At 73.3% G+C, this 12,613-nt stretch carries 11 protein-coding genes; 5 read left to right on the top strand and 6 right to left on the bottom strand.

What is annotated here, in order from left to right:
- Positions 1–37 precede the first annotated feature (37 nt).
- The 3 genes from RI578_RS17795 to RI578_RS17785 form a co-directional block, all read right to left on the bottom strand.
- Complete coding sequence (locus RI578_RS17795; protein WP_310871988.1) at positions 38–541, bottom strand: nuclear transport factor 2 family protein; 504 nt, start codon at positions 539–541, stop codon at positions 38–40.
- Complete coding sequence (folP, locus tag RI578_RS17790; protein WP_310871987.1) at positions 538–1,428, bottom strand: dihydropteroate synthase; 891 nt, start codon at positions 1,426–1,428, stop codon at positions 538–540. The genes RI578_RS17795 and folP overlap by 4 nt, the downstream gene beginning before the upstream one ends.
- Positions 1,429–1,514: 86 nt before the next feature.
- Positions 1,515–3,326 (bottom strand): phosphatidylglycerol lysyltransferase domain-containing protein, encoded by a 1,812-nt coding sequence (locus tag RI578_RS17785; protein ID WP_310871986.1) that lies wholly within the window; start codon positions 3,324–3,326, stop codon positions 1,515–1,517.
- Positions 3,327–3,543: 217 nt separating this feature from the next.
- On the opposite strand from RI578_RS17785, the gene RI578_RS17780 reads away from it, so the two are divergent.
- On the top strand, positions 3,544–4,656 hold the full coding sequence (locus tag RI578_RS17780) for an alpha/beta hydrolase-fold protein (protein WP_310871985.1): 1,113 nt from the start codon (positions 3,544–3,546) through the stop codon (positions 4,654–4,656).
- Positions 4,657–4,800: 144 nt separating this feature from the next.
- Positions 4,801–6,090: a hypothetical protein gene (locus RI578_RS17775; protein WP_310871984.1), complete on the top strand. Its 1,290-nt coding sequence runs from the start codon at positions 4,801–4,803 to the stop codon at positions 6,088–6,090.
- A gap of 36 nt (positions 6,091–6,126) precedes the next feature.
- Here the strand turns inward: RI578_RS17775 and RI578_RS17770 are convergent, their stop codons facing one another.
- Together RI578_RS17770 and RI578_RS17765 are read right to left on the bottom strand one after the other, a co-directional pair.
- Positions 6,127–7,458, bottom strand: coding sequence for a PH domain-containing protein (locus RI578_RS17770; RefSeq protein ID WP_310875796.1), 1,332 nt, complete (start codon positions 7,456–7,458; stop codon positions 6,127–6,129).
- Positions 7,459–7,655: 197 nt separating this feature from the next.
- On the bottom strand, positions 7,656–8,186 hold the full coding sequence (locus RI578_RS17765) for a PH domain-containing protein (protein WP_310871983.1): 531 nt from the start codon (positions 8,184–8,186) through the stop codon (positions 7,656–7,658).
- A gap of 31 nt (positions 8,187–8,217) precedes the next feature.
- Between RI578_RS17765 and RI578_RS17760 the strand changes: the two genes are divergently transcribed.
- The gene (locus RI578_RS17760) at positions 8,218–9,369 is read left to right on the top strand and encodes an NADH-quinone oxidoreductase subunit D (protein WP_310871982.1); all 1,152 of its coding nucleotides are present in this window, start codon (positions 8,218–8,220) and stop codon (positions 9,367–9,369) included.
- Here RI578_RS17760 and RI578_RS17755 read toward each other — a convergent pair.
- Entirely contained in the window at positions 9,334–10,443 is a 1,110-nt protein-coding gene (locus RI578_RS17755; RefSeq protein ID WP_310871981.1) for an SAM-dependent methyltransferase, read from the bottom strand. The two genes, RI578_RS17760 and RI578_RS17755, sit on opposite strands and share 36 nt — an antisense overlap.
- A 212-nt stretch (positions 10,444–10,655) precedes the next feature.
- Here RI578_RS17755 and RI578_RS17750 point away from each other — a divergent pair, with 212 nt between their 5' ends.
- Both RI578_RS17750 and RI578_RS17745 read left to right on the top strand, forming a co-directional pair.
- The gene (locus RI578_RS17750) at positions 10,656–11,858 is read left to right on the top strand and encodes a sensor histidine kinase (RefSeq protein ID WP_310871980.1); all 1,203 of its coding nucleotides are present in this window, start codon (positions 10,656–10,658) and stop codon (positions 11,856–11,858) included.
- A 69-nt stretch (positions 11,859–11,927) separates the two neighbouring features.
- Positions 11,928–12,602 (top strand): response regulator transcription factor, encoded by a 675-nt coding sequence (locus RI578_RS17745; RefSeq protein ID WP_310871979.1) that lies wholly within the window; start codon positions 11,928–11,930, stop codon positions 12,600–12,602.
- Positions 12,603–12,613: the final 11 nt, after the last annotated feature.

Below are 12,613 nucleotides of genomic sequence, written 5' to 3'. Positions count from 1 at the left end.
CGGTCCGTGATTCCAACCACTTCTTGGTTCTCCCGGGTCAGGAAGGTGTCTCCTCGCCCTCCTCGTCCTCCGTCTCGGCCATCACGGGGGAGGCGTGGTGCGACCAGAGTTTCCAGCCGGAGGGCGTGCGCCGGAACGCGTTGGTGGCGACCACGAGCTGGCCCACGAGCGGACCGAGCTCGTCGCCGCCCTCGGGGGCGGGGCCGCCGCTGAGGATGTTCTCGGTGCAGGTCACCAGGGCGGTGTCGCCGGTCACGGAGACGTGCACGTCGGTGAGGAAGAACTGGATGTAGTCGGTGTTCGCCATGATCAGCGCGTAGGAGCGGAGCACCTCGCCGCGGCCGGTGAGCACCGGCCAGCCGGGGTGCACGCAGGAGACCACGCCGGCGTCGGCCGGGTCGTGGTACGACTCGTCGACGCCCAGGTCGGACGGGGTGAGCCAGAACTCGGACACCTTCTCGAAATCGCCCTGCTCCAGCGCCTCGTAGAAGGCGGTGTTGGCGGCCTCGACCTGCTCCACGTCGATGTGCGGCGCGTTCACCGGGCACCTTCCGGGCCGCTGCCCGCCGTCCGGGCCCCTTCGACGGCGCGCGCGACCCGTACCGCGTCGGCGGTGGCGCGTACCTCGTGCACGCGTACGGCCCACGCGCCGGCGTGCGCCGCGAGCGCGGAGACGGCGGCGGTGGCCGCGTCGCGCTCGCGCGCGGGCGGCGGGGAGGCCCCCGGCCCGGCGAGGACCCGGCCGAGGAACCGCTTGCGGGAGGCGGCGACGAGCAGCGGATGGCCGAGGCCGTGGAGGCGGTCGAGGTGGGCCAGCAGCACCAGGTCGTGCTCGGCGTCCTTGGAGAAGCCGAGCCCCGGGTCGACGACGACGCGGTCGGGCGAGACGCCGCCCTCGACGACCGCCGCCACGCGCGCGTGCAGCTCGTCCACGACCTCGGCGACGACGTCCTCGTAGGCGCCCCTGACGTTCCCGCCCTCCAGGAGGCCGCGCCAGTGCATGACGACGAAGGGCGCGTCGGCATCGGCGACGACCGGGATCATCCGGGGGTCGGCGAGGCCGCCGCTGACGTCGTTGACCAGGGCGGCGCCCGCCGCGAGGGCCTGCTCGGCGACCGAGGCGCGCATCGTGTCGACGGAGATCGTGACGCCCTCGGAGGCCAGGCCGCGCACGACCGGGACCACGCGCCTGAGCTCCTCGTCCTCGTCGACGCGGGTCGCGCCGGGACGGGTGGACTCGCCGCCGACGTCCACCAGGTCGGCGCCCTCGGCGACCAGGTCGAGGCCGTGCTTGATGGCGGCCGTGGTGTCGAAGAAGCGGCCGCCGTCGGAGAAGGAGTCGGGGGTCACGTTGACGACCCCCATGACCGCGCAGCGGTCCCATGCGGTCAGTCCCGCCAGGTGGCGGCGGCCGGTCTGCTTGCTCATGTGTTCAGCGTAGGCCCCGCAGGTGGCGGCCTTCCCGCGCGGCCCGGCCCCGCGGGGCGGGGAGCCGCTTCGCGCACGCGGATCTCTCACGCCGCCCGGGCGTCCTGCTCCATCACCCGGTGGGCGCACGGGCGGCGCGCGGTGGTGCGGCGGCGCAGGAAGCGGGGCAGGGGCGGGGCGAGGGTGACGAAGCCCTCGGCCTGCATGGCGGCGAAGCCGATGCGGGGCAGGTCGGCGGAGGCGCGGTACACCACGAAACGGGGTTCCCACCGGGGGCGGAACTTGGCGTTGAACTTGTACAGGGACTCGATCTGGAACCACCGGGAGAGGAACACCAGCAGTCCGCGCCAGGCCCGCAGCACCGGCCCCGCACCGATCTTCTCGCCTCGGGCGAGCGCCGCGCGGAACATGGCGAAGTTCAGCGAGACCCGCGCGATCCCGAGCTTCGGGGCGGCCTGGAGCGCGGCCACGATCAGCAGCTCGTTCATGCCGGGGTCGGCCGAGCGGTCGCGGCGCATCAGGTCGAGCGACACCCCGTCGGGGCCCCACGGCACGAAGTGCAGGATCGCCTTCAGGTCGCCGTACTCGCCGGGCTCGGCGTCCTGCTTGTGCGCGGTGGCTATCAGGCAGTCCCCGTCGGAGGGGTCGCCGATGCGGCCCAGCGCCATGGAGAAGCCCCGCTCGGTGTCGGTGCCGCGCCAGTCGTCGGCGGCGCGGCGGACGCGGTCCAGTTCGGCGTCGCCGAGGTCAGCCACGCGCCGTACCCGGGTCTCGTAACCGGCGCGCTCGATGCGCTTGACCATCTGGCGCACGTTGCGCATCGCGCGGCCGGCCAGGGAGAAATCCGCGACGTCCACCACCGCCTCGTCGCCCAGTTCGAGGGCGTCGAGCCCGGTCTCGCGGGTCCACACCTCGCCGCCGGTCTCGGAGCAGCCCATGACGGCGGGCGTCCAGGAGTGGGCGCGGGCCTCGTCCATGAACCGTTCGATGGCGCCGGGCCAGGCCTCGACGTCGCCGATCGGGTCGCCGCTGGCCAGCATCACGCCGGAGACGACGCGGTACGTCACCGCCGCCTTGCCGCTGGGGGAGAAGACGACGGCCTTGTCCCGGCGCAGCGCGAAGTGGCCGAGGGAGTCGCGGCCGCCGTGTCTGGCCAGCAGGTCCCGCAGGCGGGCCTCGTCGTCCTCGGTGAGGCGGGCGGCGGGGTGTTCGGGGCGGAAGGCCAGGTAAACGGTGGTGATGGCGGTGAGCAGGCCGAGGGCGCCGAGGGAGAACGCGACCGTCCAGGAGGTGTTGCCCCAGTAGTCGACCGGGCCCTCGACGCCGAACAGGCCGTACAGCACGTGGGTGAGGCGGTCGGCCAGGCTCGGGTCGCCGACCATGCGGTGCGGGTGGGCGTTGACGACGACGAGGCCGAGGGCGAGGGAACCGGCGCCCATGAGCACGAAGTTGGCGAGCGCCCGCCACCGGCTGCGCGGGTCGGGCAGCGCCGCGAACTGGTCCCGGTGCCGCAGCAGGGGCAGGAGCAGCGCGAGGGAGATCAGCACCCCGACGAGGGAGTGCCGGTAGGTGAACTGCGCGACGGCGCCGAGCGGCAGCAGGGCCACGGCCGCCCGCCACGCCCGGCGTTTACGGCGCTTGAGTCCGTGGGCGAGCAGCAGCAACAGCACCCCGGCGCTGAGCGAGAGTGCCGCCGCGAACGGGCCGAACGCGCCGGGCAGTACCTCGGCGAGGGCGTGCATACGGCTGTGCCGGAACCGCGGGAAGACGCCGGCGGCGATGTCCAGCAGGCCCACGAGCGCGCAGGCGCGGCCGACGAGGAGGGGCACGGTCTCCGGGCGAGGGCCGCGCAGCACCCGGCGTACGCTCGTGGGCTTCGTCGGAACCGCACCCGACATTTCCTCATCTGTCCTGACAGACATCGCACCCGTAGTTCTGCGAGAGACCGTGGATCCGGGCCCGTTTCGGGCATCCGGCGACATTGCGCCCTCTAGGACGGTGTCTTGGCGGGAGAGGTTCACTCCCGACTTCGGAAACCCCGGAGGGTGCGCGGGGGTGGTGGTCCGGGCGGACGGCCCGAACGGACGCATGGAAAGCGCAGGCAGGTAGCAACGCATGGGTCTCACAAGCAACAAGGTGCTGGCGCTGGCGGTCCTGTCCGGCGTGCTGCTGTTCGCCGGCACGGTGTGGCTGTGGCCGCGGCTGGCCCGGCGTACCTGGCGGGCGGTCCTCGGGCGGGTGGGGCTGCTGTTCGCCACCCAGCTGGCGGTCTTCGCCGCGGTGGGGCTGGTGGCCAACCAGTCCTTCGGGTTCTACGGCAGCTGGGCCGACCTGTTCGGCCGGGAGAACGGCCGGGGCGTGGTCGTCGACCACTCGGCCGACGAGGCCGGCGGCCCGCTCCGGGTCGTCGGCGACCGGCGGGTCGGCCGGGCGGTCGGGGCGCGGCCGGAGGTCGGCGGGCGGATCCAGGAGATACAGGTCGTCGGCCGTACGACGCGGATCGCGTCGCCCGCGTACGTGTATCTGCCGCCGGAGTACTTCCAGGCACGGCACCGCGCGCGTACGTTCCCCGCGGCCGTCGTCCTGACCGGCTATCCGGGGACGGCGTCGGCGCTGGTGGACAAGCTCCACTACCCGCGTACGGCGTTCGACCTGGCCGAGGCGGGCCGGATGCGGCCGATGATCCTGGTGATGCTGCGGCCCACGGTGGCGCCGCCGCGCGACACGGAGTGCGTGGACGTCCCGGGCGGCCCGCAGACGGAGTCGTTCTTCGCCAAGGACCTGCCCGAGGCCGTGAGCGCCCACTACCGCGTGGACCGCGGGCCGGGCGGCTGGGGCGTCGTCGGCAACTCGACCGGCGGTTACTGCGCCCTGAAGCTCGCCATGCACCATCCCGAGGTGTACGGCGCGGGGGCCGGGCTCTCCGCCTACTACGACGCGCCCAGCGATCCCACCACGGGCGACCTCTTCCAGGGCGACAAGGGACGGAAGAACCGCGCCGACCTGTGGTGGTGTCTCAAGAACTTGCCCGCGCCCGACACTTCACTGCTCGTCACCAGCAGCAGGTCCGGCGAGACGAACTACAAAGACACGCTGAAGTTCATTGAGCGGGTGAAGGACAGGAAGCCGACACGCATCTCGTCGATCATCCTGGAAAGCGGCGGGCACAACTTCAATACGTGGCGGCGCGAGATTCCCGCGACCCTGGAGTGGCTCGACGAGCGGTGACGTGCGAACGCCGGAAATGATCTTGAAGTAATTCGCCCACCGTTGGGCATGTGGATTCCTGATGCCGTGTGAAAGCGTCGGAGATGGCTGTGTTTTTACGGGGCGGGGCGCCAAGATTCGCCTACGCGCGGTAAGTTTCTGGCCATGCCACGTGGACGTCACCGCCATTCCCCGCCCCTGCACAGGCTGCTTCCTCCGTCGGCGATCGCCGGCGTCTCCGTCGTCTGTGCCGTCGGCCCATGGGTGTTCAGCGAAGCGATGATCCTGCGCTCACTGGCCGCGGCCGCCGCGGTGACGGCCGTCGTCGGCGCGGTCGTCATGCGTCACTGGGACGCGCAGGCGGGCAGGCGCGTCGCCGACCTCACGCGCGCGCGTGCGAGCGACGAGTGGCGTTACGAGGAACGGGTCGCCGAACTGGAGTCCGACCTGGAGGAGTCGCGCGAGCTGCGCGTGAAGCTGGAGCACCGGCTGCGGGCGAAGCGCACGGAGCTGGCGGGACTGCGCAACGAGCACGCCGCCCTGCTGCGGCGCTACGCCACGGCGGAGACCGAGCGGGCCACCGCGCTGGAGGGCCGCCGCCTGCTGGAGATAGAGGCCGTGCCGCAGACGCCCGCGCTGCCGGCGGCGCGGTCGGGGCCGGTGGAGGAGACGCCCGCCGAGGACACCGCGGCCACCGAGGAGGCCGCCGAGGCGGTCGAGGAGGCGGTCGAGGATGCCCCCGCCGTGTTCTCTCCCGAGGGTTCCCGGCTGTTCCTGCGGGCGAACGCGGCGCTGGCGCGCTTCGACGAGGGACGGCCGGCCGCCGCCCCGGACGGCGGCGACCGTGACGGCGGCGGCGACTCCGACGGCGGTGGCGACGACGGGGACGGCGGCGGCAGCGGCGGCGGCGAGAGCGCGGAGGCGGCCGAGGCCGCGCGGGAGGACGAGGCACAGGGGCAGCCCGAGGCGGTCGACGGGCACGAGCGCACCGGCACCGCCTCCCCGGCCACTCAGCCCGACCAGCCCGACCAGCCCGACCAGCCCGACCAGCCCGACCAGCCCGACCAGCCCGACCAGTCCGACGAGCGGTCCGCGCAGCCCACCCAGCCCACCCGGCGGACCGCCGGTCACTTCACGGTGCCGACCGCGGTGGCCGTCGCACCGACGACTCCCGCGCGGCGTCAGGCGGTCGAGGGCGGCTTCGACTTCTTCGGCACGAAGAACGCCGAGTCCGAGGACGGGACGTCGTCGTCCGAGGCCCTGGAGGCCGTCCAGAACGAGGACCTCGCCGACGTGGTCGGCCAGGAGGCCCTCGCCCTGCACAAGGCCGAGACGGAGGCCGCCTTCAAGCCGGCCGGCGAGGAGTCCCGCGGTGTGGGCCAGGTGATCGACCTGACGGCCCACGACGAGACCGAGCAGATCGACGTACAGCAGCTGCGCAGCGCCGTGTCCTGACGCCGGCCGGCACCGGTCGGCGCAGCCGACGCGGTCTCAGGCCATCCACCGGTCCGGCAGCGCGTCCCGCCGCCCGGTACGGGAGCGTTCCGCCTGCGCCCGCAGCAGCCGTGCCGCCTCGTCGGCGTCGCGCAGCCGCGCGGTCACGGTCTTGTTGGCGCCCGTGTCCACCCGTACGTCGGCCAGCCGCAGCGCCCGCTGCCACGGCCCCTGCGTGAGCCGGACGCTCTGCACCTTGGCGTGCGGCACCAGCGCCAGGCTGCGGCGCAGCAGTCCGTACCGGGCGGCGAAGACCGCGTCGGTGACGGCGAGTCCGTAGCCGCGCCACCACAGCGGCCGGCAGCGCGCGGCCCGCCGAGGTGCGCGCGACAGCATCGCGTCCGTCGGCACGGTCACCCCGGGCAGCACGCGCGCGACGACCGACTCGGCGATCTCGCGCGGGGCGACCGGCACCAGCACGGAGTTCGACGACCCGGCCACGTCCAGCTCCACCCGCACCCACCCGCGCCGCCGCCACAGCACCGGCTCCACGATCCGCACCGTCTGCACCCGGCCCGGCGGAACCGTCTCGTGGGCGCGGTCCAGCAGCCCGTGGTCGAGGCGGAGCCCGTCCGGGGACTCGGCCACCGTCCAGTCGTACTCCCCGACGAACCGGCCCGCGCTGCTGGCGCCCGCGGCGCCCAGCAGGGGCAGGGCGGTCGCCAGCACCGTCCACAGGTTGTGGGTGGCCAGCCACAGCAGTGTCGGCACGACGACGGCGGCGATCAGCGTGCCCCAGGTCGCGCCGGTCAGCAGCAGCGAGACGGCGAGGACGCCGGGCGGCACGCGCAGCAGTTGCCGGGAGGGCGCCTCGCCGACCTCGTGCGCGGTCTCGGGCGCGAGGCCGGCCGCGCGCGCGAGCAGCTCGGCACGCAGCGCGCGTGCCTCGTCGGCGCCCAGGAAGGCCAGTTCGTCCTTCTTGCCGGTGCCTATGACGTCGAGTTTCAGTTTGGCGACCCCCGCGACGCGGGCGAGCAGCGGCTGGGTGACGTCGACGGCCTGGATCCGTTCGAGCCGGATGTGCGCGGTGCGCCGGAACAGCAGTCCGGTACGGATGCGCAGCTCGGTGTCGGTCACCGCGAAGTGGGTGAACCACCAGGTCATGAAGCCGTACAGGGCGGCGGCCGGGATCAGTACGGCCAGCCCGACCAGCAGTGTGGTCGTGGTCAGCCGCGACAGCTGGCGCTGCGCCTGGTCGGGGTCGTGCACGGCCCACCCGACGATCACGGCGACCGGCGCCCAGGCCCGCCGCAACGGCGTGACGGGGTGCAAGCGCCGCTCGACGAGACCGTCCCCGGGGCCGGGGGCGCCGCTCTCGTCCCCGTTCAGGCGGCCCTCGGCCTTGCTCACCTTCGCGCCGGCGCCCGAGCGGTCCTCGGCCTTGCTCACGTCCGCGCTCAGGCGGCCCTCGGCCTCGCTCACGTCCGCGCCGGCGCCCGAGTGGTCCTCGGCCCCGGCCGCGGCGTCCGCGGCCCCCGGTGGGCCGTTCCGCGCCTCCGGCGGGCCCTGCTCCGCTCCGGGCGTCGTCACAGCCCCGCCGATCGGGCCTCGCCCAGCTCGGTGAGCCGGTCGCGGAGGCGTTCCGCCTCGGCCGGGTCGAGGCCCGGGATGGTCGCGTCGGTCGCCGCGGCGGCCGTGTGGAGCTGCACACTGGCCAGGCCGAAGTGGCGCTCGACCGGGCCCGAGGTCACCTCGACCAGCTGCATCCGCCCGTACGGGACGACGGTCTCCTCCCACCACAGCACGCCCCGGCTGATCAGCAGGTCGTCGGCGCGCTCGGCGTACCGCCAGGAGCGCCAGTTGCGCTCCAGCATCACCCAGCCCCACGCCAGCAGGGCCGCCGGCAGCAGTGCCAGGGCCGCCCAGAAGGGGCCCAGGAACAGCCCGGGCAGCAGACCCGCGGCGAGCGTCAGCAGTCCCAGCCACACCACCAGCAACAGCCGCCGCATGCGTAGCAGCCCCGGCGGCAGGCCGGTCCACACCGGCTGGTCCCGCACCGGCTCCGTCGGCTCCGTCGCCTCCGCCGTGCCCGTGTCGTCAGGGCTCCCCGTCTCCATGGGGCCAGCGTACGTAGGGGACACTGTGCGCATGACTCCTACGACGGAGACCACGGTCGGTATCGGCGGTGCCGCGGAGAGCACCGACATGGTGCTCAACATCGGGCCCCAGCATCCGTCCACGCACGGCGTGCTGCGGCTGCGGCTCGTCCTGGACGGTGAGCGCATCACGAGCGCGGAACCCGTGATCGGCTACATGCACCGCGGCGCGGAGAAGCTGTTCGAGGCCCGTGACTACCGTCAGATCATCGTGCTCGCCAACCGCCACGACTGGCTGTCGGCGTTCTCCAACGAGCTGGGCGTGGTCCTCGCCGTGGAGCGGATGCTCGGCATGGAGGTCCCCACGCGCGCGGTGTGGACGCGGACGCTGCTCGCGGAGCTGAACCGGGTGCTCAACCACCTGATGTTCCTGGGGTCGTACCCGCTGGAGCTGGGCGGCATCACCCCGGTCTTCTACGCCTTCCGGGAGCGGGAGGTCCTCCAGAACGTCATGGAGGAGGTCTCCGGCGGGCGCATGCACTACATGTTCAACCGCGTCGGCGGCCTCAAGGAGGACCTGCCGGCGGGCTGGCACACACGCGCGCGTGCCGCCGTCGCCGCCGTGCGCTCGCGCATGGACGTCTTCGACGACCTGGTGCTCGGCAACGAGATCTTCCGGGGGCGTACGCGCGGGGTGGGCGCGCTGTCGCCCGAGGCCGTGCACGCCTACGGCGTCAGCGGCCCGATCGCCCGCGCCTCCGGCGTCGACTTCGACCTGCGCCGCGACGAGCCGTACCTCGCCTACGGCGAACTCCAGGACGTCCTGAAGGTCGTCACCCGCACCGACGGCGACTGCCTCGCCCGCTTCGAGTGCCTCCTGGAGCAGACCCACAACGCCCTCGACCTCGCCGACGCCTGCCTGGACCGCCTGGCCGAGCTGGCGCCCGGGCCGATCAACCAGCGGCTCCCGAAGGTGCTGAAGGCGCCCGAGGGCCACACGTACGCGTGGACCGAGAACCCGCTCGGCATCAACGGCTACTACCTGGTCAGCAAGGGCGAGAAGACCCCCTACCGGCTGAAGCTGCGCTCGGCCTCGTACAACAACATCCAGGCGCTGGCGGAGCTGTTGCCCGGGACGCTGGTCGCGGACATGGTGGCGATCCTCGGGTCACTCTTCTTCGTGGTCGGGGACATCGACAAGTAGCGCGGCGGCGTCGAGAGACCCCACCGGCTGGAGCAGCCACACGAAGTCGCCCAGCCCGCCGCGCGCGAGCAGTTCCGCGGCCTCCGAGGCGCTCGCGAGGGCGCGTACGTACGCCGCCGGGTCGGTGGAGGCCAACGCGAGCGGGGGGCGTGCGCCCGTGACACCCAGGGCGCGCAGGGCATCGCGCTGGGGGCGCAGAAGAGCAGCCGGCGAGGTGCGCTCCGGAGCGCACCTCGCCGCGTGGGCCGCCGCGCACGCGTCCAGCGCCACATGCGCGGTGATGTCGCACGACCCGTCCGGCACCGGCGGCGTCTCCCGCCCCTCCCGGAAGCCGGTGAGGGTCCCGAACGGCGGGCGGGCGTCCCTGGTGTGCGCGTAGTCGGCGGCCACGGCCAGCCCGCCCAGCCCGCCGTCCAGGGCCGCCACGGCGGACGCCCAGGCGGCGTCCCGGGGGAGCCCGATCTCGGCCCGCAGCCCCTCCCGCGGCCCTTCCGCACCGGCCGGCGGCCACCACCGCGCCAGCCACTCGGCCTCCGCCCCGTCCACCGGCTCCCCGAGCCGTTCGGCCCCGTCGCCCCGCACGAGCACCCGCCGCGGCACGCCCGCCGAGTCCACCTCCGCCACCTCCACCGGGACGTTGTCCAGCCACTCGTTGGCGAACAGCAGCCCCGTCACCCCACCGCCCGGCGGCTCGGCGAGCCACTCGATCCGGTGGTCCAGCCCCTCGGGCCGGCCGGCCACTTCGACGGCGTACGCGCGTGTGCGGGCGGCCACCTCGGCGGGCAGCGCGGCGAGCACTCCGGTGACCAACTCGCCCCGCCCGGCCGCCATGTCCACGAAGTCCAGCGACGAGGGCCGCCCCAGCGCCTCGTCGACCCGGCACAGCAGCCGCGCCACGGCGCCGGCGAACAGCGGCGACGCGTGCACGGACGTTCGGAAGTGCCCGGCAGGCCCCTCGGATCCGCGGTAGAAACCGGCCGGACCGTAGAGAGCGTCCTGCGTCGCTTCCCTCCAGCCTCGCCACTCGCGCCGCGCCTCTGAAGTCCCTCTGGCCCCTGTTGTCCCTCGTGTCACAGGGCCAGGCTAGGGGGTGTCGTTTGGACCAGGCCGGCTCCCGGCAACGGTGCCTTGCGACTGACCAGACCCCGCGACCCCGGCAAGGTCCGAACGACACCCCCTAGGCGCACAGGAGAACGGAGCCTCCACCTTGCGGAGTATGCGCGGGCGATGCGGATCGGCCCTCCGGTTGACCCCTGCACCTATCACCCTTCCCTACGCTGGGTTACGTGCAGCGCCTCTACGATTTCCTCCGCAGACACCCGATCGGGGTCGACTGTTTCTGGGCCCTCGTCCTGCTCGGGATCTCCGTCATGTCCGTGGCTCCGAAGGAGGAGGCCCGGGGGACGGACATGACGGCGCTGATCGTTCCCTTCGTCCTGCTGCTGTGCGTGGTGATCGCGCTGCGCAGGCTGATGCCGGAGAAGATGCTGCTGCTGGCCGCCGCACTGGGCCTGGGGCAACTGGCGCTGGACGTGTCGACCATGCCGGCCGACTTCGCCCTCCTGGTGATCGTCTACACCGTGGCCGCGACCGGCGCCCGCTGGGCCTCCCGGACCGCGCTGGCCATGGGGCTGTGCGCCGCCCCCGTCGCCCAGCTCCGCTGGCCGATGGAGGACGCGGGCATAGGGGGCAACATCGCCATAACGGTCTTCCAGGCGGTGCCCTTCGCCCTCGCCTGGGTGCTCGGCGACTCCATCCGCACCCGCCGCGCCTACTTCGCGCAGCTGGAGGAACGGGCCGCACGCCTGGAGAAGGAGCGCGAGGCACAGGCCAAGGTCGCGGTCGCCGCCGAACGCGCCCGGATCGCGCGCGAGCTGCACGACGTCGTGGCGCACAACGTCTCCGTGATGGTGGTGCAGGCCGACGGCGCCGCCTACGTCCTGGACGCCGCCCCCGACCAGGCGAAGAAAGCGCTGGAGACCATCTCCTCCACCGGCCGCCAGGCCCTCGCGGAGATGCGCCGCCTGCTCGGCGTGCTGCGCACCGGTGAGCACCAGGAGGCCGGCGAGTACGTCCCGCAGCCCGACGTCCAGCAGATCGAGGACCTCGTGGAGGAATGCCGCGGCTCCGGGCTGCCCGTCGACTTCAAGGTCGAGGGCACCCCGCGCCGGCTGCCCAGCGGCCTCGAGCTCACCGCGTACCGCATCGTGCAGGAGGCGCTGACCAACACGCGCAAGCACGGCGGTCCCAACGCGGGCGCGAGCGTGCGCCTGGTCTACTTCGACGACGGGCTCGGGCTGCTCATCGAGGACGACGGCAAGGGCGCCCCGCACGAGCTGTACGAGGAGGGCGGCTTCGACGGCCAGGGCCACGGACTGATCGGCATGCGCGAGCGGGTCGGCATGGTCGGCGGCACCCTGGACGCCGGGCCGCGGCAGGGCGGAGGATTCCGCATCAGTGTGCTGCTGCCCCTGAAACCCGCACACTGACACCCGCGCCCATACGCACGTACCGCGTTTACACCTGTAAGCCTGTAAGCCCGCAAGGAAGAGGCGCCGATGGCGATCCGCGTAATGCTCGTCGACGACCAGGTGCTGCTGCGCACCGGGTTCCGGATGGTGCTGGCGGCCCAGCCGGACATGGAGGTCGTCGCGGAGGCGGGCGACGGCGTCGAGGCACTCCAGGTGCTGCGCTCGACGGCCGTGGACGTCGTCCTGATGGACGTCCGCATGCCCAAGCTCGACGGCGTCGAGACCACCAGCCGGATCTGTGTGGACCCGGCCGCGCCGAAGGTGCTGATCCTGACCACCTTCGACCTCGACGAGTACGCCTTCTCGGCGCTGAAGGCGGGCGCCTCCGGCTTCATGCTCAAGGACGTGCCGCCGGGCGAGCTGCTCGCCGCGATCCGCTCCGTGCACAGCGGCGACGCGGTGGTCGCCCCCTCGACCACGCGCCGGCTCCTGGACCGGTTCGCGCCGATGCTGCCGGCCACCGGCCAGGAGCCCCGGCACAAGGAACTCCAGCGGCTCACCGAGCGGGAGCGCGAGGTGATGGTGCTGGTCGCGCAGGGGCTGTCCAACGGCGAGATCGCGGCCCGGCTCGTGCTGTCGGAGGCGACCGTGAAGACGCACGTGGGCCGCATCCTGACCAAGCTGGGCCTGCGGGACCGGGTGCAGGTGGTGGTCCTCGCCTACGAGACCGGGCTGGTGCGGGCGGGCGGGGGACAGGGCTGACACCCCCGCGG

Source organism: Streptomyces sp. BB1-1-1 (genome assembly GCF_031597775.1).
GTDB classification, from domain to species: domain Bacteria; phylum Actinomycetota; class Actinomycetes; order Streptomycetales; family Streptomycetaceae; genus Streptomyces; species Streptomyces thinghirensis.
The sequence above is the reverse complement of the archived record's forward strand: the minus strand, read 5'-3'. Positions and strand labels throughout refer to the sequence as shown.

What these genes read in the sequence shown, in the direction of transcription:
- folP (WP_310871987.1), bottom strand. Translation starts at nt 1,428, where the DNA reads ATGAGCAAGCAGACCGGCCGCCGCCACCTGGCGGGACTGACCGCATGG.
- RI578_RS17785 (WP_310871986.1), bottom strand. Translation starts at nt 3,326, where the DNA reads ATGTCGGGTGCGGTTCCGACGAAGCCCACGAGCGTACGCCGGGTGCTG.
- RI578_RS17780 (WP_310871985.1), top strand. Translation starts at nt 3,544, where the DNA reads ATGGGTCTCACAAGCAACAAGGTGCTGGCGCTGGCGGTCCTGTCCGGC.
- RI578_RS17775 (WP_310871984.1), top strand. Translation starts at nt 4,801, where the DNA reads ATGCCACGTGGACGTCACCGCCATTCCCCGCCCCTGCACAGGCTGCTT.
- RI578_RS17765 (WP_310871983.1), bottom strand. Translation starts at nt 8,186, where the DNA reads ATGGAGACGGGGAGCCCTGACGACACGGGCACGGCGGAGGCGACGGAG.
- RI578_RS17760 (WP_310871982.1), top strand. Translation starts at nt 8,218, where the DNA reads ATGACTCCTACGACGGAGACCACGGTCGGTATCGGCGGTGCCGCGGAG.
- RI578_RS17745 (WP_310871979.1), top strand. Translation starts at nt 11,928, where the DNA reads ATGGCGATCCGCGTAATGCTCGTCGACGACCAGGTGCTGCTGCGCACC.